The 21,740-nt window shown below is 63.0% G+C and carries 19 protein-coding genes, 1 tRNA gene and 2 pseudogenes; 13 read left to right on the top strand and 9 right to left on the bottom strand.

Going from position 1 to position 21,740, the window contains the following annotated elements; genetic code table 11:
- Positions 1 to 153 precede the first annotated feature (153 nt).
- The 3 genes and pseudogenes from H8B03_RS09730 to H8B03_RS09720 form a co-directional block, all read right to left on the bottom strand.
- Positions 154 to 1,032, bottom strand: a complete 879-nt coding sequence (locus H8B03_RS09730) for a hypothetical protein (RefSeq protein WP_193141537.1) — start codon at positions 1,030 to 1,032, stop codon at positions 154 to 156.
- A gap of 617 nt (positions 1,033 to 1,649) precedes the next feature.
- Positions 1,650 to 2,033 carry a transposase gene (locus tag H8B03_RS09725; protein ID WP_226925845.1) on the bottom strand — a complete coding sequence of 128 codons (384 nt, stop codon included), beginning with the start codon at positions 2,031 to 2,033 and terminating at the stop codon, positions 1,650 to 1,652.
- Between the two features lie 178 nt (positions 2,034 to 2,211).
- A pseudogene (locus tag H8B03_RS09720) lies at positions 2,212 to 2,694 on the bottom strand (hypothetical protein); the annotation flags it as partial.
- Between the two features lie 93 nt (positions 2,695 to 2,787).
- On the opposite strand from H8B03_RS09720, the gene H8B03_RS09715 reads away from it, so the two are divergent.
- A complete protein-coding gene (locus H8B03_RS09715; RefSeq protein WP_193141536.1) occupies positions 2,788 to 3,828 on the top strand; it encodes a site-specific integrase in 1,041 nt (346 codons plus the stop codon).
- A gap of 112 nt (positions 3,829 to 3,940) precedes the next feature.
- On the opposite strand, the gene H8B03_RS09710 is transcribed toward H8B03_RS09715, so the two are convergent.
- Positions 3,941 to 4,030 (bottom strand) — tRNA-Ser (locus H8B03_RS09710).
- Positions 4,031 to 4,314: 284 nt separating this feature from the next.
- Here H8B03_RS09710 and H8B03_RS19205 point away from each other — a divergent pair.
- Positions 4,315 to 4,531: pseudogene (locus tag H8B03_RS19205) on the top strand (IS5/IS1182 family transposase); the annotation flags it as partial.
- A 42-nt stretch (positions 4,532 to 4,573) separates the two neighbouring features.
- Here the strand turns inward: H8B03_RS19205 and H8B03_RS09705 are convergent.
- Entirely contained in the window at positions 4,574 to 6,847 is a 2,274-nt protein-coding gene (locus tag H8B03_RS09705) for an adenosylcobalamin-dependent ribonucleoside-diphosphate reductase (RefSeq protein WP_193141535.1), read from the bottom strand.
- Positions 6,848 to 6,941: 94 nt separating this feature from the next.
- On the opposite strand from H8B03_RS09705, the gene H8B03_RS09700 reads away from it, so the two are divergent.
- Positions 6,942 to 7,376: a DUF1489 family protein gene (locus H8B03_RS09700; protein WP_193141534.1), complete on the top strand. Its 435-nt coding sequence runs from the start codon at positions 6,942 to 6,944 to the stop codon at positions 7,374 to 7,376.
- Between the two features lie 58 nt (positions 7,377 to 7,434).
- On the opposite strand, the gene hisG is transcribed toward H8B03_RS09700, so the two are convergent.
- From hisG to hisS, 3 genes are read right to left on the bottom strand one after another with little or no spacing between them, the layout of a single operon-like run.
- Complete coding sequence (gene hisG, locus H8B03_RS09695; RefSeq protein WP_193141533.1) at positions 7,435 to 8,136, bottom strand: ATP phosphoribosyltransferase; 702 nt, start codon at positions 8,134 to 8,136, stop codon at positions 7,435 to 7,437.
- Positions 8,133 to 9,242, bottom strand: a complete 1,110-nt coding sequence (locus H8B03_RS09690; protein ID WP_193141532.1) for an ATP phosphoribosyltransferase regulatory subunit — start codon at positions 9,240 to 9,242, stop codon at positions 8,133 to 8,135. The genes hisG and H8B03_RS09690 overlap by 4 nt, the downstream gene beginning before the upstream one ends.
- Entirely contained in the window at positions 9,239 to 10,735 is a 1,497-nt protein-coding gene (gene hisS, locus H8B03_RS09685; RefSeq protein ID WP_193141531.1) for a histidine--tRNA ligase, read from the bottom strand. Before hisS ends, H8B03_RS09690 begins: the two co-directional genes overlap by 4 nt.
- A 111-nt stretch (positions 10,736 to 10,846) precedes the next feature.
- On the opposite strand from hisS, the gene H8B03_RS09680 reads away from it, so the two are divergent.
- The 8 genes from H8B03_RS09680 (at position 10,847) to H8B03_RS09645 (ending at position 15,320) form a co-directional block, all read left to right on the top strand.
- Positions 10,847 to 11,056: a SlyX family protein gene (locus H8B03_RS09680; RefSeq protein ID WP_193141530.1), complete on the top strand. Its 210-nt coding sequence runs from the start codon at positions 10,847 to 10,849 to the stop codon at positions 11,054 to 11,056.
- 110 nt (positions 11,057 to 11,166) lie between these two features.
- Positions 11,167 to 11,376, top strand: a complete 210-nt coding sequence (locus H8B03_RS09675; protein ID WP_193141529.1) for a hypothetical protein — start codon at positions 11,167 to 11,169, stop codon at positions 11,374 to 11,376.
- Positions 11,349 to 11,474 (top strand): hypothetical protein, encoded by a 126-nt coding sequence (locus H8B03_RS09670; RefSeq protein ID WP_394355460.1) that lies wholly within the window; start codon positions 11,349 to 11,351, stop codon positions 11,472 to 11,474. Before H8B03_RS09675 ends, H8B03_RS09670 begins: the two co-directional genes overlap by 28 nt.
- A gap of 110 nt (positions 11,475 to 11,584) precedes the next feature.
- Positions 11,585 to 12,646 (top strand): saccharopine dehydrogenase, encoded by a 1,062-nt coding sequence (locus H8B03_RS09665; protein WP_193141528.1) that lies wholly within the window; start codon positions 11,585 to 11,587, stop codon positions 12,644 to 12,646.
- 11 nt (positions 12,647 to 12,657) lie between these two features.
- On the top strand, positions 12,658 to 13,809 hold the full coding sequence (locus H8B03_RS09660) for a saccharopine dehydrogenase family protein (protein WP_193141527.1): 1,152 nt from the start codon (positions 12,658 to 12,660) through the stop codon (positions 13,807 to 13,809).
- Between the two features lie 429 nt (positions 13,810 to 14,238).
- On the top strand, positions 14,239 to 14,526 hold the full coding sequence (locus tag H8B03_RS09655; protein WP_193141526.1) for a hypothetical protein: 288 nt from the start codon (positions 14,239 to 14,241) through the stop codon (positions 14,524 to 14,526).
- A 169-nt stretch (positions 14,527 to 14,695) separates the two neighbouring features.
- A complete protein-coding gene (locus tag H8B03_RS09650) occupies positions 14,696 to 14,953 on the top strand; it encodes a hypothetical protein (RefSeq protein ID WP_193141525.1) in 258 nt (85 codons plus the stop codon).
- Positions 14,954 to 15,002: 49 nt separating this feature from the next.
- The gene (locus H8B03_RS09645) at positions 15,003 to 15,320 is read left to right on the top strand and encodes a hypothetical protein (protein ID WP_193141524.1); all 318 of its coding nucleotides are present in this window, start codon (positions 15,003 to 15,005) and stop codon (positions 15,318 to 15,320) included.
- A gap of 6 nt (positions 15,321 to 15,326) precedes the next feature.
- On the opposite strand, the gene dnaE is transcribed toward H8B03_RS09645, so the two are convergent.
- Positions 15,327 to 18,827 carry a DNA polymerase III subunit alpha gene (dnaE, locus tag H8B03_RS09640; RefSeq protein WP_193141523.1) on the bottom strand — a complete coding sequence of 1,167 codons (3,501 nt, stop codon included), beginning with the start codon at positions 18,825 to 18,827 and terminating at the stop codon, positions 15,327 to 15,329.
- 420 nt (positions 18,828 to 19,247) lie between these two features.
- Here dnaE and xdhC point away from each other — a divergent pair, with 420 nt between their 5' ends.
- Positions 19,248 to 20,198 (top strand): xanthine dehydrogenase accessory protein XdhC, encoded by a 951-nt coding sequence (gene xdhC / locus H8B03_RS09635; protein ID WP_193141522.1) that lies wholly within the window; start codon positions 19,248 to 19,250, stop codon positions 20,196 to 20,198.
- On the top strand, positions 20,188 to 21,729 hold the full coding sequence (locus tag H8B03_RS09630) for an ABC transporter ATP-binding protein (RefSeq protein ID WP_193141521.1): 1,542 nt from the start codon (positions 20,188 to 20,190) through the stop codon (positions 21,727 to 21,729). The genes xdhC and H8B03_RS09630 overlap by 11 nt, the downstream gene beginning before the upstream one ends.
- The last annotated feature ends 11 nt before the right edge of the window (positions 21,730 to 21,740 follow it).

Here is a 21,740-nt window from a genome sequence, read left to right as displayed (position 1 = left end):
TAGCTGAACAGCGACCCACTCGTTTCATCCGTCCCGCGCATCTTGACCCCCACAGTTCTGCTGCGGACGAGGAATCATGTTCTCAAATCGTTGTCCAGAAGAGACTATTTCAGCAACCTGCTAAGGGCACTTCTTCTGAGCGTGTGATCCGGATCAGCTCTCTTTTTTGCAGAAATAGATCGCAATATAGGGAGGCATATTATCGTGGGGCTGCGTCTTGCCATTCAATCCACCAAACGAATCCTCACTAATCCTAGCCTTATTCACCGCGCTCGCATACGGAGAGTCGACTCGGTTCCCTCGAATCTCTTGCGTCAATCTACCCCCGGCTCCGCCGTAAATTTCGTCCCTTTCAACGTTGTGACGGTGACCTTCGTCTTGTACATCGTGAGTATGCGGCGGAATGTGTTTCTCAATTAACGTCACGGTTTCCGCGCCGCCAGTCGCATCGTCCTCATCGTCCGAGAACGCACGATAGTCGCTTATCTGCTGACCAGTCTCATCAGTATTCTCGTGTGCCCCCGCACCTATAATCACTCGCCCCCCGGCCTCTCGGAATAATGTCCAGCCTATGGGACAAGCCCCTCCAACCATTCCGCCCCCACGATCTTCGGAGCGGTCAAAGGCGATAACGGCACCTTTCATATCTTTGAAGGGTTGGTAAGGTGCCAATGCCTCAGAAACTAGCGCCCGAACGCGCGTTTCCGTGACAATACCGGTTTGTGCGTTGTTCGCCTCTATGAGGTTCCTAACCTGCTCTTCAGTGCGGAATACGCTTGTTGCCGCATCTAGATCGTCATACGTAACAAAATTAGATATTTTCTGATCGACAAAACCATTGATTTCTGCCTTCGGAACCACGCCAAGTTCAAAGGCAATCGTCGGTTTCAGAAGCCCCCAGGCACCGAGCCCAGCGAGGACGACCAACCCGGCGCCGCCCGCGACGGCCCATCCAGCCATCCTTTTGGACATCTCCTTCTGAATATCTTTGCGAATAGCGTCAATTACACTTTGAGGAATCTCCTCTATCATATTTTCTCTTCCTTCCTGCAAAATTTACGGGCCATGTAGGCCAGTGTTCACCACGAAATGGACAGACTCAAGCACCACAGGCGGACATCGCTGAAGATGCAAAGGGAGACAAGCGTGCAGATGTCTTGGTTTTTTGCACGCCTTATATGATCCGCACCGTCCTTGTGCACCGCGCTACCCTATTGATTTTTTTGATGTGGCATGAAGGTGCGCAGGTCATGACTTGCGCACCATTGGCGGTAAGCGGAAGTTCATTGCGCTGCTTCAAGAACTTGTGGGGGAACCCTAGGGTCCAGACTTCGGTAACGGGGCGGTTTGTGTCAAGCCGCTTTGCGCAGGCAAAGCTATCCGCCAGAGCGGTGTTTTTGACATCATTCGTTCCCGCTCTGCCTTTCTGCACGGCCTTCGCCTGAGATCCTTCGGGTACATGCTTCGGTCCGTGGTCAGCGCGGAGACTGCCAACATGATGCGGGTTCGATGCAATTCCGATCTGCCCATCTCATAGGCGTGCTTGATTGATGTCAGCGACAGTCCAGACCACGGCATCATCGGAACCACGTCCCTGCGGGACCTCGAAGGCCTGCGATCAAGCAGGCAACGGGTGGGGTAACAACTTGTCAGGCCGTGGTTGGCGCAGCATCCGGCTGGAATACGGTACCATCGACCCAGATCCGATGGAGAATGACCGCGATACGCCGAGCCAAGGCGACCATCGCGCGTTTGCGCCCGCGGCGTTTCGCGAGTTGTGCTCCCCATGTTCTCAACCATGTCGATCGACCGCGGTTCATCATGACAGTCGCCGCCTGGCACAGCGCTTGCCTCAGGTTGACGTCGCCTGCTTTGGTAATGCCGCCGGAGACATCACGTTCACCGGATTGGTTGCGCGAGGGCGTCAGCCCAACCCAAGGGCCGACCCTCTTCGATGAGGTGAAGCGAGCCGGATCATCTACGGCCGAACGGTAGGTCAGTGCCACGACAGCCCCGACTCCAGGCATCGTCATCAGGCGGCGGCAAACTGGATCGTTTTGGGCGAGCTGGCGCACCTGCTTCTCAAGGGTGGTGAGTTCTAGACGCAGGGTGGCTCTGGCTCGAAGCATTGGCTCTGTCGCAATTTCCAGCATGGGATTGCCATCCGCCAGTTCCCGAATGCGCCTTTCGAACTTGCCGCGAGAGATCGCGCCGACCCTCTCCGGCCCGGCCAAGCGCACGGTTGCGCTCATCGCGTTCGGCGACGTCAAACTTGCGGGCGGTGGCGATGGTTTGCTCAAGCTCAGGAGGGGGCGGCTGGTTGCTGAGCGTCGGGGGCGGTCCAATCCAAAGCTGAGCTGCCTCGCGGAGGCCCATCGCGGGCCGGTCCGGAATGCGGGACAGCCAACCTGGGTGGAGCGCGAACCAACGCGCGACCGCATCCTCAAGCGTGGTCTGGTAATTACGCGCGGGCTTGTAGCCGGGGATCCAGTCCTCTCCGAGAGCCCTGAGAACCGCGCTGATGTTCTGGTGCTTGAACTCGATCGAACTGCGGTTGCGGTCGATCTGGGTCTGAAGATCACGATTGTGAGCGGCTTTGTTGTAGGACTTGCCAGCAAAGTCCGCAGACAGCATCGCGAAGTAATCCGTGACGATCAGGTCATTCTCTGCATCTATCCAAGGCCCGTTCGACATGCGGCCAGGCTAGCCCCCCGTGTTTTACCGCATTCCGACCTAACCGGTCGGCACCCTTTTTTCTCCTTAGCAAGCCTCTGAAAGGAAGCCAGAATGAGCACGCGACCGAATGGGAAAAATGAACGTCTCAAGCGACGGTTTCTAGAGTATCGCAAGTATGCGCGGCAACTCTCGGACAAGTCCCTCGACCGTGAACTCGCCGCGCTGGAACGCTTCGATGTTTGGAACGGGCGCAAAGACTTTGGCAAGTTTCACATCGAATGGGCCATGGGGTTTCGCACCCATCTGGAGCAGGCCAAGGGCGCACGTGGCCTGCCGTTGGGAAAATCCTTCACCCGTTCCATTCTGGCAATCCTGCGTGAGTTCACCTTATGGCTTTCTCAGCAAGACGGCTTTCGCAGCCGGATAAGGGCGGCAGATGCAGATTACTTTAACCTGTCGCGCCGCGATGAGGCAGAGGCGCGCGCTGCCCCGACCAGACCGGCCCCCAGTATCAAGCAGGCAAAAAGAGCGCTGGCAATGATGCCCGCGTCCACGCCGCGCGCGATGCGTGACAAGGCGGTTTTTTCCCTGTTGTGTCTGACCGGCGTTCGCGTGGGGGCGTTGGTCTCCTTACGGGTCAAGCACGTTAATCTTGATGAGAAATCGGTGACGCAAAACCCGCGTGAGGTGGCAACAAAATTCGGCAAGAGCATCGACACCTTCTTTGCCCAAGGCTTCCCTGAGGCCGAAGCCACTTTGGCTGCTTGGATGACCTATCTCGACGACGAACTTCTGTATGGCCCCGACGATCCGTTGTTCCCAGCGACAGCCATCGCTCCGCAATCCAATACCGGCTTCTCAGCAGAGGGCTTTGCCCGCCGTCCGTGGAAAAACACCGAACCCGTGCGCAAAATTGTCAACGAGGCCTTTGCCGCCGCGAATCTGGATGCCTTCGGCCCGCACGCCTTTCGCCACATGTTGGCGCGTCATGCGGCGAAGAACTGCAATTCGGTCGCTGAACTGGTCGCCACGTCACAGAACCTCGGTCATACTGACGTGCTGACAACCTTGCGCAGCTACGGTCAAATCAGCCGTGAACGGCAACGAACGCTGATCACCGGCGAACCAGAAAATGATGTGTTAGAGGATTGAGGCAATCGACCGGCGAGAGATCAAAGGCGCACCAAGTGTGGGAACACATGTGGGAATGGCGGGGCACTCAAGCAAGATATATATTTAAATTCAATACGTTATTAGATGATACTGGCGGAGCGGGTGGGATTCGAACCCACGGTACGCTTCCGCGCACGGTAGTTTTCAAGACTACTGCCTTCGACCACTCGGCCACCGCTCCACTAGTGCGGTGCTAAAAGGCCAAACCTGATTTGACAAGTGTCGATACGCCAGACCGACCGATCCTGGCGCCCAATAGAGAGGGTCGTCGCAAACAGGGCCGCGACAAGATCGTGTTGCGGGCGGGTTTTCGATGTGGCCCACCCCACAGCAGTGCGCCATCCTTGTGGTCAGGAGACTGCGGATCGACCTCTCGCAATTGCCTTGTCCCCGGCCGCTTTTCAGATGGCGTCGGCATTCTTGCCCAAATCGCATTGAGGGCGTCACTGCGGGCATCCAGCATGCCTGACCAGTTGGGCCGGGAGGAAGTTCAGGTCCTCGAACGGGTCATACTGGAGTGGCAGCTTGAGCCAGCGTGGATCGGTTTGTATCCGGTTCGACCCCGGGATGATCAGGGTTCCGCCACCGAGCGGCAGGCGGGGTCGTCTAGCGGGCTTCAGTGATGCGAGGCCAGACCTGCCTGACGCTGAAGGTGCTGTTCGGACCGCCGCCGAGGCGGACAATTGCCCGTCGAAAAAACACGGGGTCCGCCAGGTCTCCGCGCCTAGCCGCATTTCGAAAAGCCGCAGTTTGCGCAGGTCATGCAGCCCTCGATCATCCGCATCTCGTAGCTGCCACAACTGGAGCAGGCCTTGCCCTTCGGGGCCGCCAGTCCCGTGACGGGATCTGCATGGGGGTCGGTCTTCAGGCCAAGCCCCTCTCCGTCGATGAAGCCGATGGCGATCATGTGCTTTTCGATGGTGCCACCGATGGCCGCCAGGATCGAGGGGATGTATTTGCCCTCCATCCATGCCCCGCCGCGCGGATCGAAGACTGCTTTCAGTTCCTCGACCACAAAGGAGACATCGCCGCCGCGCCGGAACACCGCCGAGATCATCCGGGTCAGGGCAACGGTCCAGCTGAAATGCTCCATGTTCTTGGAATTGATGAAGATTTCGAACGGGCGGCGATGGCCGTTCACTTCAACATCGTTGATGGTGATATAGATGGCATGCTCGCTGTCGGGCCATTTCAGCTTGTAGGTGTTGCCTTCCAGGGCCACGGGACGGTCAAGCGGCTCGGTCAGGTGGACGACGCCACCAACCTCGACCGGTTGCACCACAGGGGCCGCTTTCGGCTTCTCCTCGGCGACGCTCAGCACGCTGCCGGTTACGTCGTTCGGGCGATAGGTGGTGCAGCCCTTGCAGCCCTGGTCCCAGGCGGCCATGTAGACGTCCTTGAACTCTTCAAAGCCGATGTCCGCCGGGCAGTTGATGGTCTTCGAGATGCTGGAATCGATCCACTTCTGAGCCGCGGCCTGCATCCGCACGTGATCGAGCGGCGCCAGCGTCTGGGCGTTGACGAAATGGTCGGGCAGGTCCACGTCGCCGAACTTCTCGCGCCACAGTTTCACGGCGTAATCGACAACCTCTTCCTCGGTGCGCGAGCCATCCTTCTGCAGCACCTTGCGGGTGTAGCTGTAGGCGAACACCGGCTCGATCCCCGACGAGACATTGCCCGCATAAAGGCTGATGGTCCCGGTCGGCGCGATGGAGGTCAGCAGCGCGTTGCGGATACCATGCTTGGCAATGGCGTCGCGCACGTCGTCGTCCATGGCCTGCATGGTGCCGCTGGCCAGGTATTTGTCGGCGTCGAACAGCGGGAAGGCGCCCTTTTCCTTCGCCAGATCGACCGAGGCCAGATAGGCGGCGCGGGCGATTGCCTGCAACCAGCACTCGGTTTGACGCGCCGCGTCCTCGGAGCCATAGCGCAGCCCGACCATCAGCAGGGCGTCGGCCAGCCCGGTGACCCCCAGCCCGATCCGGCGCTTGTTCTGCGCCTCTGTTTCTTGCGCGGGAAGCGGGAAGCGCGAAGCGTCGACCACGTTGTCCATCATCCGAACGGCGGTGCGCACCAAATCGTCCAGGGCGTCCTCGTCCAGCGCCGCATCGCCCTCGAAGGGGTTCGACACCAGCTTGGCCATATTGATCGAGCCCAGCAGGCAGGCGCCATAGGGTGGCAGCGGTTGCTCGCCACAGGGGTTGGTGGCGGCGATGGTCTCGCAGTAGTTCAGGTTGTTGGCAGCGTTGATCCGGTCGATGAAAATCACGCCCGGTTCGGCATAGTCATAGGTCGACTGCATGATCCGGTCCCACAGGTCGCGGGCGCGGACAGTGTTGTAGACCACCCCGTCGAAGACCAGATCCCAGGGCCGGTCAGCCTTGACGGCTTCCATGAATGGATCGGTCACCAGCACCGACAGGTTGAACATGCGCAGCCGTGCGGCGTCGGATTTGGCGGTGATGAACTGTTCCACATCCGGGTGGTCGCAGCGCATGGTCGCCATCATCGCCCCCCGGCGCGAGCCTGCGGACATGATCGTGCGGCACATGGCGTCCCAGACGTCCATGAAGCTCAGCGGGCCCGAGGCATCCGCCGCGACCCCCTGTACCGGCGCGCCCTTGGGCCGGATGGTCGAGAAATCATAGCCGATGCCGCCGCCCTGCTGCATGGTCAGCGCGGCTTCCTTCAGCATGTCGAAGATGCCGGCCATGCTGTCGGGCACGGTGCCCATGACGAAGCAGTTGAACAGGGTCACGCTGCGCGCGGTCCCGGCGCCGGCGATGATCCGGCCGGCGGGCAGGAACTTGAAGTCCTCCAGTGCGCCATAGAATTTCTCCTCCCAGGCGGCAGGATCCTTTTCGACCGTCGCAAGCGCCCCGGCAATGCGTCGCCAGGTATCTTCAACCCCATGATCCACGGGGGTGCCCTCTGCGTCTTTCAGGCGGTATTTCATGTCCCAGATGGATTCGGCGATGGGGGCGGAAAAGCGGCTCATGGATGGGGCTCTCTGGCAGGAGGAAACGGCCTCAAGTTCTACCTTGTCCGGCGGCCGCGATCAACTATCTTTAACGACATACAGGGGGTGACAGGTGCCAAACCACATAAATCTGGTAAAACTTTGCGTCGGCGCCGAAGCGGTTGACGACCTGGTCGCGTGGCAAAAGACCCGTGCGGCCCAGCAGCCCGACGGGTTGCCCCGCCACGTCACCCGCATGTGGCCCAAGCGCGAAGCGGAATTGCTGGCCGGCGGGTCGCTGTTCTGGGTGTTCAAGGGGGCGATCCTGGCGCGGCAGCGCATCCTGCGACTGGACGAGGTGATCGGCGAGGACGGCATCCGGCGCTGCGGGATCGTCATGGACCCGCAGATCTTCCGCACCCGCCCTGCCCCGCGCCGCCCGTTTCAGGGCTGGCGCTATCTGAAGCCCGAGGATTCACCGGCCGATCTGGATCGGGCATCGGAGACCGGCGATGATCGGCTGCCACGTGAGATGCAGGCAGCGCTGGCCGAGATCGGAGTCCTCTGATCCGGTGCGGCCTGTCTTGGCCGTCGCCGCACCTTGAGTATTTCCAACAAGAAAAAGATCAGGTGGGTGCGGCGGCGAGGCAGTCTTTCAGCACCTGCAACGCCTTGCGATCGTCGCCGGTCCATTGCGCCTTGCGGGATTTGAACAGCGTGGCCTGGCTGCGGTGAATGATCCCGTCGCCGAGGATCTTGAGATGATTGGCGCGCAGGGTTTCGCCGGTCGAGGTGATGTCGGCGATGGCCTCGGCGGTCAGGTTCTTGACCGTACCTTCGGTGGCACCCTGGCTGTCGACCAGCTGATAGTCCGCCACGCCTTCCTTCCTGAGATATTCGCGCACCAGCCGGTGGTATTTCGTGGCGATGCGCAGTCGGAAACCATGGGTGGCGCGGAAGGCGGCGGCGGCGCTGTCGAGATCGGCGATGGTGTCCACATCGACCCAGCATTTCGGCACCGCGATGATGAGATCGGCAAAGCCGAAGCCCATGGGCTCCAGTTCGATCACATGGTCGTGCCAGGCCGCAAGCTTGTCGCGCACGAGGTCAGAGCCGGTTACGCCGAGGTGGATCCGGCCACGGGCCAGTTCACGGGGTATTTCCGACGCCGAGAGCAGCACCAGTTCCATCCCGTCGATCCCGGTGACGGCACCGCTGTACTCGCGCTCGGCTCCGGTGCGGCTGAGGCCGATCCCGCGGGCGCTGAACCAGTCGAAGGTCTTTTCCATCAACCGTCCCTTGGACGGCACGCCAAGCTTCAGGGTCATGCGGGATCTCCGCTGCGCAGGTCCAGAAGAGAGGCCGGACGGATCATGCCGCCCACGGCCGGCATGGCGGTGCCTTGCCCGAGGATCCGGGTCAGTGCGTCATAGCGCCCGCCAAGGGCAACCGGCGGCAGACCCGGCTGTTCCGTGCCGGAGAAGCCGAACACGAAGCCGTCGTAGTATTCCATGGTGGTGCGCCCGAATTCCGCCTCGAAAGGCAAGTGGTCGATGTCGACGCCACGGGCCTGCAGCGCGTCGAGCCGCCGTTCGAACCGCTGCACCGCGTCGTGCATCGCGGGCATGTCCACGGCGATGTCGCTCAGTCGCTCCAGCGCGGCGGGGCTCATGTCCTTGAGCGTGATGACCTGATCCAGAGACGCCAGTTCGCCCTCGGTCAGGGGCGGTTCCGACAGGTCATCCGCCAGACGATCAAGGCGTTTGCGGATCTCGTCGGGATCGCGCAGACCGATGAACATCCCGGCGCGCGACAGCACGTCTTCGCCCCGCGCATGTGCCTCCAGCAGCGTCACACGCTGCGGCGTGGCCGGGGTGCGGCCCGAGAAACGCTCCAGCAGGGTGCGGAAGCGGCGCGGACGCCAGAGGTGGCGCATCAGCGCGGCGCGGCGCGGCGCCGACAGTTTCAACCCGGAAATCGCCGCCCGCAGGATACCCACGTCGCCGGTCGCGGCGCGCAGCGGCAGATCCGCCAGCAGGGTCGCGAACAGCGCGTAGACCTCGGCATCGGCCTTTTCCGGGGCTTCAGCGTCGAACAACTCGAAGCCCACTTGCAGGTATTCATTGGCGCGATCGTAGTCGCCTTCCTGCTTGCGGAACACCTCGCCCAGATAGGTATAGCGCGCGGTGCCGGCCCCGTTGGACATATGCGCTTGCACCACCGGCACGGTGAAATCCGGGCGCATCATCAACTCGCCATGCAGCGGATCCATGGTGACATAGGCTCGCGCGCGGATGTCCTCGCCGTAAAGGTCCAGCAGGGTTTCGGCAGGCAGCAGGATGTCCGCATCCACCGGCGTGGCGCCAGCCGCCTCGAAACAGGCGCGCAGGCGTTGGGCCTCGGCGAGGATCTCGGACTTGCAGGGCTCAGTCATTGGCCCCGGTCCAGCATCTTGCGCACCTCGGTCACCAGATCGGCGCGGGGCACTTCGCGTTGCGCGGCGTGGGATTTCCATTCTTCCAGGCTGGCCTGCGCGGCGATCTCGGCCCCCAGTTTCAGATCCTTGATCTGCACCATGTCGCGCGCGGCCTCGTCGCCGCCCTGGATCACCGCCAGGGGCGCATCGCGGCGGTCGGCGTATTTCATCTGGTTGCCGAAGTTCTTCGGGTTGCCGAGGTAGACTTCCGCCCGGACGCCCGCCGCGCGCAGGTCGGCGACCATGGATTGATAGTCGGCCATGCGGTCGCGATCCATCACCGTCACCACCACCGGCCCATGGGCCTGCGCTGCGGTCCGGCCCTTGGCGGTCAGCGCCGCCAGCAGGCGGTCGACGCCGATGGACACGCCGGTGGCCGGCACGGCCTGCCCGGTGAAGCGCTTGACCAGATCGTCGTAACGACCGCCCCCGGCCACCGAGCCGAACTGACGCGGGCGGCCCTTGTCGTCGGTGATCTCGAAGGTCAGTTCGGCCTCGAAAACCGGGCCTGTATAGTAGCCCAGTCCGCGCACCACGGCCGGGTCGATCTCGACCCGATCCGCGCCATAGCCGCCGGCTGCCATCAGATCGGTGATCTGCTGCAATTCGTCGACCCCCTGCGCGCCGGTTTTGGACCCGCCGATCAGGGCCTGAAGGTTGGCCACAGTGGCGGCGCCATCGGCCCCGCGCGCGTCCAGAAAGCCCAGAACGATGGCGGCCTGATCGTCGCTCAGCCCGGCACCCTTGGTGAAATCGCCCGAGGCATCTTCGCGTCCCGCCCCCAGCAGCGCCCGCACGCCGTCGCGGCCCAGACGGTCCAGCTTGTCGATGGCGCGCAGCACGATGCCGCGTTCCGCGGCAAGGGCCATGGGATCGTCGGGGTTGAGCACGCCTGCGGCCTCCATCACCCCGTTCAGAACCTTGCGGTTGTTGACCTTGACGACATAGTCGCCCCGGTCGATGCCCACGGCTTCCAGCGCGTCTGACAGCATCGACAGGATCTCGGCGTCGGCGGCAACGGTCGGCGCGCCCACGGTATCGGCATCGCATTGATAGAACTGGCGGAACCGTCCCGGCCCCGGCTTTTCGTTGCGCCAGACCGGTCCCATGGCATAGCGGCGGTAGGGCGTCGGCAGATCGTTGCGAAACTGCGCATAAACGCGGGCCAGCGGCGCGGTCAGATCATAGCGCAGGGCCAGCCAGTCGCTGTCCTCTTCCTGCCAGGCGAACACACCTTCGTTGGGCCGATCCACGTCGGGCAGGAACTTGCCAAGTGCCTCGACGGTCTCGACGGCGGCGCTTTCCAGCGCGTCGAACCCGTAAAGATGATACACCTCGGTAATGCGATCCAGCATTGCCTTGCGTTCGTTCACCTCAGCGCCGAAATAGTCACGGAAACCCTTCGGCGTTTCCGCCTTGGGGCGTGGCTGTTTCTTGTCCTTCTTGGCCATGGGGGCTCCACCTCTGACGGTCGCGGCCCCTCTACCGGATGGAGGGTGCGGGAGCAACCTATTGACCCCTCTCGTGGCGATACAAAGCCGAACAACACAAGGATTTGGCAAATGACCGAGACCGCGACACAGGCAATGCAGGAACGAATGGCCTATCTGGAGCGCACGCTGAGCGACCTGTCGGACGTGATCGCGCGGCAAGATCGCGAGATCCAGACCCTGACCCGGCGCGTCGCCATGCTGATGCAGCGCGAGGCCGAGCGGGAATCCGACCTGGGCGGCATTGTCCCACTGGCGGACCAGAAGCCGCCGCACTGGTAGGGCGCTGGCGGGCTGCCATGGCATCAGGCGGGTCCCGGCGCAGACGACACGATTGCATCGCAGCGCAAGGGGCGATACCTCCTGTCCCTCGACAGCAGGGAGGCACGGACATGGCACACATCTGGGTCAGGGCAGAACAGCGCGAGATGGAACAGCGGGTGGGATTGACCCCGCAAGGCGCCAAAGCGCTTCTGGACGCAGGCCATCAGGTGACAGTCGAGGACTCTCCCGCCCGCGCCATTCCCACGGACGGCTATGTCAAAGCGGGCTGCGTGATCGCCCCGGCGCACAGTTGGCCCGACGCGCCGTCCAGACCCTGACCCGGCGGGTCGCCATGCTGATGCAGCGCGAGGCCGAGCGGGAGTCCGACCTGGGCGGCACCGTCCCGCTGGCGGACCAGAAGCCGCCGCACTGGTAGGGCGCTGGCGGGCTGCCATGGCATCAGGCGGGTCCCGGCGCAGACGACACGATTGCATCGCAGCGCAAGGGGCGATACCTCCTGTCCCTCGACAGCAGGGAGGCACGGGCATGGCACACATCTGGGTCAGGGCAGAACAGCGCGAGATGGAACAGCGGGTAGGATTGACCCCGCAAGGCGCCAAAGCGCTTCTGGACGCAGGCCATCAGGTGACGGTCGAGGACTCTCCCGCCCGCGCCATTCCGACGGCCGGCTATGTCAAAGCGGGCTGCGTGATCGCCCCGGCGCACAGTTGGCCCGACGCGCCGTCAGATGCGATCATTTTCGGCCTGAAGGAACTGGACGCGGATGGTCCTGATCTGACCCATCGCCACATCATGTTCGGCCATGCCTACAAGGGGCAAGCGGATGGCCCGGCACTGCTGCGCCGGTTCCGGCGCGGCGGTGGCACCCTGCTGGATCTGGAATACCTGCTGGACGAGACCGGGCGGCGCATCGCTGCCTTCGGCTATTGGGCCGGATTTGCCGGGGCGGCCATCGGCATGAAGGCCTGGATCGCGCAGACGTCCGGAACCTCGCTTGGCGCTATCGGTGTCTATCCCGGAAAAACGGCCCTGCTGGATGAATTGCGCAAGGATCTTGCCGCCCTTCCCGATGCGCCCGCGCCTGCCGCCCTTGTCATCGGCGCCCTGGGTCGCGTGGGCAGTGGGGCCTGCGATCTTTGCACCGCCCTGGGTCTGTCCGTCACCCGCTGGGACAAGGCGGAAACCGCCAGCGGCGGCCCCTTCCCCGAAATTCTGGACCATGAGATATTCGTCAACTGCATCCTCGCCAGCCCCAGCGTGCCGGTCTTCGTCCCGGCAGAGGCCGTGGCCAAGGCACGGCGCCTGAGCGTCATTGCCGATGTCTCTTGCGACCCAAGCAGCAGCTACAACCCGATCCCGATCTACCACCGCTCGACCACCTTCGCCGACCCGCTTGTCCGGGTGACCGACAGCCCGGTGCCGCTGGATGTCATGGCCATCGACAACCTGCCGTCCATGCTGCCCGTGGAAAGCAGCGAGGACTACGCCGACCAGCTTTTGCCCAGCCTCGAAGATCTCGACACTGATCGCACCGGGGTCTGGAAACGGGCCGGGGCGATCTATGAAACCCACGTCTCCAAAGCTTGAAAGCCTGTACCATGCCAAGATTGCACTGGGTCGGAACCGGCCTGTCCACACGCCCCGGCCTGCGCCGGCTGATCGAAAACGGCCACGATGTGGTGGTCTGGAACCGCACGCCCGCCAAGGCGCTTGCGGCGCTGGAAGGACTGTCTGCCGACGTGCGGGCCTTCGATCCCGACGCATTCGCCGTCGCGCTGCAGCCCGGCGATATCGCCGTCTCGATGCTGCCGGGGGACTGGCATGTGACCATCGCGCAGGCCTGCCTGGCCGCCGGGGCGCATTTCGTGTCGTCCTCCTACATCTCGCCCGAGATGCAGGCACTGAATGCGGCGTTCCGCGACCAGGGCCTGGTTTCGATCAACGAGGTCGGTCTTGATCCCGGCATCGATCACCTGATGGCCCATTGGCTGGTTTCGGACTATCGCGCATCGGGGGTGCATGACCCGGCCAACGAGATCACCTTTCGCAGCTATTGCGGCGGCTTGCCAAAAATCCCCAACCCGTTCCGCTACAAGTTCAGCTGGTCGCCCCTGGGCGTGCTGAAGGCGCTACGGTCCCCGTCCCGCTCGCTGAAGGATTTCGAGGACTTCAACGTCACGCGCCCGTGGGACAGCCTGACCCGCTATGATGCGCCCCTGCCCGCGCCGGAGAGCTTCGAGGTCTATCCCAACCGCGACAGCCTGCCATTCATCGCGGAATATGACTTTGATCCGGACTGGCGCCTTCGCACCTTCGTGCGCGGCACCCTGCGGCTGGAAGGCTGGGCGGAAGCCTGGGACGATCTTTTCCGCGAGATCGAAGGCCTGTCCGGACCGGAAGGCGAGACCCGACTGCAGGAGATGTCGGAAACCCTTTTGCAGCAGCACCAGTTCGATGACGGCGAGGCCGATCGCGTGGTGATGTGCGTGGAACTGCGCGCCGACCGTGCAGGCGTGCCGGTCTATCACAAGACCTATGTCATGGATGCCCACGGCGACGACCGCGGTTCCGCCATGGCACGGCTGGTGTCGGTTACTGTGTCGTTGGCGGTGGAGTCCGTTCTGGAAGGTGAGATCGCGCCGGGCGTATCGGCGGCACCCCCGGACCTGCGGCTGGTCGATCGCTGGCTGAGCGTGGTTGCCAAACAGGCACAGCATCTGGAAATCGTTGACAATCTGGACCAAGCGTAACGGGCGGGGCCAGCCACGGAAACCGACTGTGCAGTAATGCGAATTACAATTGCAGAGACAACGGGCTTTCGGTTCGGGCAATCTGGCGCCCCAAAACAAACCCAGTCTCAATTGCTCAATTCGTATGACGCGCAAATAAAAAAACTGGGGCCCTGGATGTATTACGTCCAGGGCTATTTCCGACCGCGGCACCCTCAAAACCGCTATCCTCAATAATGTAAAGACTTCATCACGTCGCGCTCGCACCGCCACACCGGCACGGCATCGAATGAGAGGTCTGTTTCATTGCCCTCTCTTTTCCGGCATTTTTAGCCTCATTTTCATCCCCGTTCCGTGCGGGAACGTTAAATGAGTTCATTTCCATTTTTCCATTACCCCGTGCTTATTAATGACACCACACACCGTGGTTCGCAATGAAAGGAAATTGAAATGAAAACGACCCTGAAAGCTGCCCTGCTTGCCGCAACCGTCGCCCTGCCCTCTGCCTCGGCCGTCTGGGCCACCACCGACACCGACACGATGGCCATCGGCCAGTCGATGCTGGTCGGCGCCCTAGTGAATTCGCTGAGTTTGCAAAGCATCGACAGTGCCGGGATCGAGAAACTGACGCTGACCGAGATCGTGCAGCTTCGCCAGATCCTGTCGGACGATGACACCAACACGTCCACCATGCGCCAACAGGCGTCGGATATCCTGGACGCGGCCCGCGCCCGCTGAGGGATGCGCGTCATCGCATGGGCACCCCAGACGGGGCCCGTGCGATGCGTTGAACCGGCCGCGACGACACCTCGGGACCCGTCTCACTTTGACGTGCGGTCCGTGGAAAACCGTCCCGCTTCTGCCTAGGTCTGCTACAATGCACCACCCATCAACCGGGAATGAACCTATGAAAACTGCTCGGAAATCCCTTGCCCTTGCCATGACCGTCGCCCTTGTGGCGACCGGCGCCCATGCCACCGATCAATATGGTCAAGTCCTGAAGAACCGTGTCTCGGGGATGGGTCTGGATCCCAGCCCGATTGACTGCATGAGCACCGCCGATAAGGTAGAGCTGAACTCGGCATTGACGGGCGGGCGGGTCAAAAATGCGGACAAACGCAGCACCGCGAAATTCCTGCTGAGCCAGGCCGCCAAGAAGTGCTGAACCAACGCGACTGCCCGCGCAGTCGCCTTCAGCCCTTGTGAGGTTCCGCATGCAAACATTTCTTGGGGCCCTGTTTCTGGCAGGTGCCTGCGCCCTGTCAGCCTGTACCGTAACCACGGCAACCGCGCCTTCCCCAACGACGACAGAAACGACGGCAGCTTCCACGGTGCCCGCCAACAACAGCCAGTATGCGCTCATGGTCAAGAACCGGGTGTCGTGGATGGGTCTGGATCCGACGCCAGTGAACTGCATGGAAAAAGTCGACATGGTGGAATTGAACTCCATCATCTCGGATGGAGGTCTGTTCCCGCTTGAAAAACGCAACCAAGTGAAGTTCAAGCTGAGCGAAGCCGCCAAGAAGTGCTGATCCTTCCTAGAAATCCTCGACCACAACAACCCCGTCCAGCGATTTGACGGCACCCTTGATGGCGGGGTTGACATAATAGGGCTCGGGCAGCTTGATCTGCACCTCGCCCGGCAGGTCCGGTCCCAGCAAGCACAGTTCCACCGGCGACCGCGCGGGCACGCGGGTTTCCTCGCGCGCCTTTTCCAGCATCGCTGCAATGGTTTCCAGAGTTTCGCTGCGATTCAGGAAGACCCGCAGCCCCATGGGCGCGCCCGCCGTGGCCACGGAATCCACCGGCACCACGCTGCGGCACAGCAGTTTCAACTGGTCGGCCTCGCTGGTGGCTTCCACCGTCATCACCACGTTGGTGCCCGCCTCCAGCAAATCGCGACTGGCCTCAAGCGTATCCGAGAATATCGTGACTTCATAAAGTCCCGATGGGTCCGACAGTTGCGCAAAGGCAAAGCGTTTCCCGCGCGCCGACTTGCGTTCCTGCCGCCCAGCCACGGCCCCGGCCAGCTTGGCCACCAACGGCGCGGTGCGGGCGGCCTCCTCCACCTCGGCCAGCGTCTTGACCCCGGCCCGTTTCAGCGCGGGCATGTAGTCGTCCAGCGGATGCCCCGACAGGTAAAAACCGATCGCGGTATGTTCCTCGCCCAGCCGTTCGGCTGGCAACCAGTCGGTCACTTGCGACATGCGCGGTTCCGGCAGATCATCCCCGGCCTCGCCGAACAGCGACACTTGTGACGATCCGCGCTGATCGTGAATGGCGGCGGAATAGGCCACCAGTGCGTCAAGCGATTTGAACACCCGGTGGCGGTTGCTGTCGAGTTGATCGAAGGCCCCGGCACGGGCCAGCATTTCCATCGGGCGCTTGCCGATGCGCTTCAGATCCACCCGGCGGGCGAAGTCGAACAGATTGGCAAAGGGTTTGTCACCCCGCCCCGCCTCGACCAGCTTCATCGCCTCGATGCCCACGTTCTTCAGCGCGCCCAGCCCGTAGACGACCTTGCCATCGGCGACCGAAAACATCGCCTGCGAACGGTTCACGCAGGGCGGCACGATCTCCAGACCCAACCCGCGCCGAACCTCTTCGGCATAGACCGCCAGCTTGTCGGTCAGATGGATGTCGCAATTCATGACCCCGGCCATGAACTCGACCGGGTGGTTCGCCTTCAGCCAGCCGGTTTGATAGCTGACCACCGCATAGGCCGCGGCGTGTGACTTGTTGAAGCCGTAGTTGGCGAATTTCTCCAGAAGGTCGAACACCTCGCTCGCCTTCTTCTTGTCGACCCCGTTTTCCGCCGCGCCCTTTTCGAACTTGGGACGTTCGGCATCCATCGCCTCCTTGATCTTCTTGCCCATAGCGCGGCGCAGCAGATCGGCGCCGCCTAGGCTGTAGCCCGCCATCACCTGCGCAATCTGCATCACCTGTTCCTGGTAGACGATGATGCCCTGGGTTTCCTCAAGGATATGGTCGATCAGCGGATGGACCGAGGCACGCTCCTTCAGCCCGTTCTTGACCTCGCAATAGGTCGGGATATTTTCCATCGGGCCGGGGCGATACAGCGCCACCAGCGCCACGATATCCTCGATACACGTCGGTTTCATGCGCCGCAGCGCATCCATCATGCCCGAGCTTTCCACCTGGAACACCGCCACCGTCTTGGCATCGGCATACAGTCGATAGGTCTTTTCATCGTCCAGCGGGATCAGGTTGATCTGCCCCTCGGCCCCGGCCGCCGGCTCGTAAAGCTGCGTGCCATCGGCGGCAACGTGCAGCGGACGGCCCTGCGCCTCGATCAGGTCGATGGCGTTCTGGATCACGGTCAGGGTTTTCAGGCCCAGGAAGTCGAACTTCACCAGGCCGGCCTGTTCCACCCATTTCATGTTGAACTGGGTCGCAGGCATGTCCGAGCGCGGGTCGCGGTAAAGCGGCACAAGCGCGTCCAGCGGTCGATCCCCGATCACCACCCCCGCCGCGTGGGTCGAGGCATTGCGCAGCAGGCCTTCCACCTGCTGGCCATAATTCAGCAGCCGGTCCACCACCTCTTCGCGGCGGGCCTCTTCGCGCAGGCGCGGCTCGTCGATCAGCGCCTTCTCGATCGACACCGGCTTGACCCCCTCAACCGGGATCATCTTCGACAGGCGGTCCACCTGCCCGTAGGGCATCTGCAACACCCGCCCGATATCGCGCACGGCAGCCTTGGACAGCAGCGCGCCGAAGGTGATGATCTGGCCCACCTTGTCGCGGCCATATTTTTCTTGCACGTAGTGGATCACCTCTTCGCGGCGATCCATGCAGAAGTCGATGTCGAAGTCGGGCATCGACACCCGCTCGGGGTTCAGGAACCGTTCGAACAGCAGGCTGTAGCGCAGCGGATCAAGGTCGGTGATGGTCAGCGCATAGGCCACAAGGCTGCCCGCGCCCGAGCCCCGCCCCGGCCCCACCGGAATGTCGTGATCCTTGGCCCATTTGATGAAATCGGCCACGATCAGGAAATAGCCGGGAAAGCCCATGCCTTCGATGATGCCCAGCTCGAACTCCAGCCGTTTCTCATAGTCCTCGACCGAGGCCGCATGCGGGATGACTGCAAGGCGATCCTTCAGACCGGCCTGCGCCTGACGGCGCAATTCCTCGACTTCGTCGTCGGCGAAACGGGGCAGGATCGGCGGATGGGTCTCGGCCTTGAAGGCACAGCGGCGGGCAATCTCGACGGAATTTTCCAGTGCCTCGGGCAGATCGGCAAACAAGGTCGCCATTTCCTCGGGGCTTTTCAGATAGTGCTGGGGTGTCAGGCGACGGCGCGGGTCCTGCTGATCCACATAAGCGCCATCGGCGATGCAGATCAGCGCGTCATGCGCCTCGTACATCTCGGCCTTGGGGAAATAGACGTCATTGGTGGCGACCAGCGGCAGATCCATCGCATAGGCGATCTCGACATGTCCGCGTTCGGTCCGGGCCTCGGCCTCGGGCAGGCCGTCCTCGCCGGGATGGCGCTGCAACTCGATATACAGCCGGTTGCCGAACCCTTCGGCCAGTTGCCGCACCAGCGCTTCGGCCGCCGGGCGATGCCCCGCCTGCAGCAGCCGTCCCACCGGGCCGTCTGGTCCGCCGGTCAGGCAGATGACATCCTCGGAATGCTCCAGAAGCTTGGCCAGCGGTACCTGTGGCACCTGCCCGTCGCTTTCCAGGTAGAGGACCGAGTTGAGCTTCATCAGGTGCGCGTACCCCGCCGCCGATTGCGCCAGCAGAACCACCGGCGCGGGCGGCAGCGGTTTTTCACCGGGGCGCGGGGTGTCATAGGCCAGATCCACCTGACAGCCGATGATCGGCTGCACGCCCGAGCGCGCCGAAAGCTCGGAAAACTCCAATGCGGCGAACATGTTGTTGGTGTCGGTCAACGCCACCGCCGGCATCCCCATCCCAGCCACGAGACCGGGCAGTTTCTTGACCCGAACCGCGCCTTCAAGAAGCGAGTATTCGGAATGCAGGCGCAGGTGGATGAATCGCGGAGAACTGGTCATGCGGCCAACCTAGAAGCCAGCGCAACGACGTGAAAGCCCTATCGGGGGCTCAGGGCGGCGGGCACAGGTTCTCACAGTGCCCTCGACACGCAAGGCTTGGACATTTCTGCCCGAATTCTTCGCATTTGCCCGGCTCAGGGTGTCAGGCCAACGCACAGAAGTCTTGCAAATGCCGAGTTTCCCGGCTTTCCTGCTGGACGCCAAGGCTGGTCTACGCCGCATCGATCGATCTTGGCACGGATCCATTCCGGTACAGCGGCGGTTTTTCGGATCTATGGTGGCGTTACTTCCAGGCGGCCCGGCCGTGCGCATTGATGGGAAACCCGTGACGCGCGCCCGGCTGAGCGTTCACATGTCATCCTGCAACAGCGCACTTCCGTGCGTGCCAGACCTATGCCCGGTTCTTGTGGTGCAGGGCACATGAGCCTGGATCGCGACATGCTGGTACAGGCCCTTGCGCGGCATCCGCGCGTGGCGCGGGTGGTGGTGGCCGAAACCGCAGGATCCGTGCCGCGCGAAACCGGCGCCGCGATGCTGGTCTGGCCCGAGGGGCAATCGGGCACCATCGGTGGCGGCGCGCTGGAATTCGACGCGGTGGCCGAGGCCCGCAAATGCCTGTCCGCAGGTACCCACAGGGTGCAGCGGATCCCGCTGGGCCCGGCGCGCGGCCAGTGCTGCGGCGGTGCGGTCACCCTTGTGATCGAATGTTTCGACACCACGCGTCTGGCCGAGGTTGCCGAGGACGCGCCTTTCCTGCGCCGTATCGATGGCGCGGATCTGGCGCCGCTTTCCCTGCGCCGTGCGTGCCGCGCGGCCCGATCCGAAGGCAAGCCCGTGACCACCGTTCTTCAGGACGGCTGGCTGCTGGAGCCGGTAACGCGACCCACCCGCCCGGTCTGGATCTGGGGCGCGGGCCATGTGGGCCGCGCACTGGTCGATGTGCTGGCACCCCTGCCGAACCTTGCGCTGACGTGGATCGACACGGCCCCCGACCGCTTCCCGGAAACGCCGCCCGAAACGGTTGCGGTGCTGCCTGCCGCACAACCGCCGCTGCTGGTGCACCGCGCCCCCCGCGATGCCCGGCACCTGATCCTGACCTATTCGCACGCGCTGGATCTTGATCTTTGCCATGCGCTGCTGACCCACGGGTTTCACAGCGCCGGGCTGATCGGATCGGCCACAAAATGGGCCCGATTCCGGCGCCGGCTTGCGGCCCTGGGCCATGCCCCCGACGACGTCTCCCGCATCACCTGTCCGATCGGCGATCCACGCCTCGGCAAGCATCCTGCAGCCATTGCCATCGGTGTCGCCGCCGCCCTTCTGGCCGACGAGCCCTGCGCCCATCAATCCCGGATTGCCCATGAGTTTTGAGCCTGCCCAAACACCCCTGCTGTTGCTGGAGGGTCTGACCAAGGCCTATCCCGGCGTTGTCGCCAACGACCAGGTCGGTTTCTCGATCGCGCCGGGGGAAATCCACGCGCTGCTGGGCGAAAACGGCGCCGGGAAATCGACCCTCGTCAAGACCATCTACGGGTTGGTCAAACCCGACGCCGGCCGGATGGAGTTGCACGGCGAAGCCTACATGCCTGCCAAACCCTCGGAAGCGCGTCGGCGCGGCGTGGCCATGGTGTTCCAGCATTTCTCGCTGTTCGAGGCGCTGGACGTGGCCGAAAACATCGCCCTGGGCATGGAAGACCCGCCGCCCCGGCGCGATCTGTCTGAACGCATCCGCTCGGTCTCGGAAGAATATGGCCTGCCGCTGGACCCGTCCCGACGCGTCGGTGACCTGTCGGTGGGCGAACGCCAGCGGGTCGAGATCATCCGCTGCCTGTTGCAGAATCCCAAGCTGCTGATCATGGACGAGCCGACCTCGGTGCTGACCCCGCAAGAGGTGGACATGCTGTTCACCACCCTGCGCACCCTGTCGGCGGAAGGCACCGCGATCCTCTATATTTCGCACAAGCTGGATGAAATCCGCAGCCTCTGCGACGCGGCCACTGTGCTGCGCCACGGCAAGGTGGTGGGCGATTGCATCCCGCGCGAAACCTCGGCCCGCGCCATGGCCGAACTGATGGTCGGTGCCACCCTGCAAACCCCGGCCCGCGCCGCAGGCACGCGCGGCGAGGTGCTGCTGGAGGCGCGTGGGCTGAGTCTGCCCTCGGAGCGCCAGTTCGGCACCGCGTTGAAGAGCATCCAGATGCAGGTTCGGTCCGGCGAAATCCTGGGCATCGGCGGGGTTGCGGGCAACGGACAGGACGAATTGCTGGACGTTCTGTCGGGCGAAAGCCGCGCCCCGGCGGGCACGTTGTTCTTTGAAGGTCAGGACATCGCCGCCCTCGGCCCACGCCAGCGCCGCGCGATGGGGCTGCTGACCGCGCCCGAAGAACGTCTGGGCCATGCCGCAGCACCCGACATGAGCCTTGTGGAAAACGCGATGCTGACCGGCGACCCGCGCATGTCTCTGGTGCGCAACGGTATGCTGGACTGGCCGAAGACCCGGGAGTTCGCGAAAAAGATCATCGCCGATTTCGACGTGCGCACGCCGGGCAGCCATGTGGCCGCCCGTGCCCTGTCTGGCGGCAACCTGCAGAAATTCGTGATCGGCCGGGAGGTGCTGCAAAATCCCCGCGCGCTGGTGGTGAACCAGCCGACCTGGGGCGTGGATGCCGCCGCCGCCGCCGCGATCCGGCAGGCCCTGCTGGATTTGGCCGAACAGGGCACCGCGCTGATCGTCATCAGCCAGGATCTTGAGGAAATACTTGAGATTGCAGACAATTTCGCGGCCCTGAACGAAGGCCGCCTGACCGAACCGCGCCCTGCCGCCGGGCTGAGCCTGGAAGAAATCGGCCTGATGATGGGCGGCGCTCATGACATGGACACCGCACATCATGCCGAAGCCTAGCGCCCCACAAG

It is taken from the genome of Meridianimarinicoccus sp. MJW13 (assembly GCF_014901205.1).
In the GTDB taxonomy this organism is placed as follows: domain Bacteria; phylum Pseudomonadota; class Alphaproteobacteria; order Rhodobacterales; family Rhodobacteraceae; genus Meridianimarinicoccus.
This window is presented reverse-complemented; position numbering and strand designations above follow the sequence as displayed.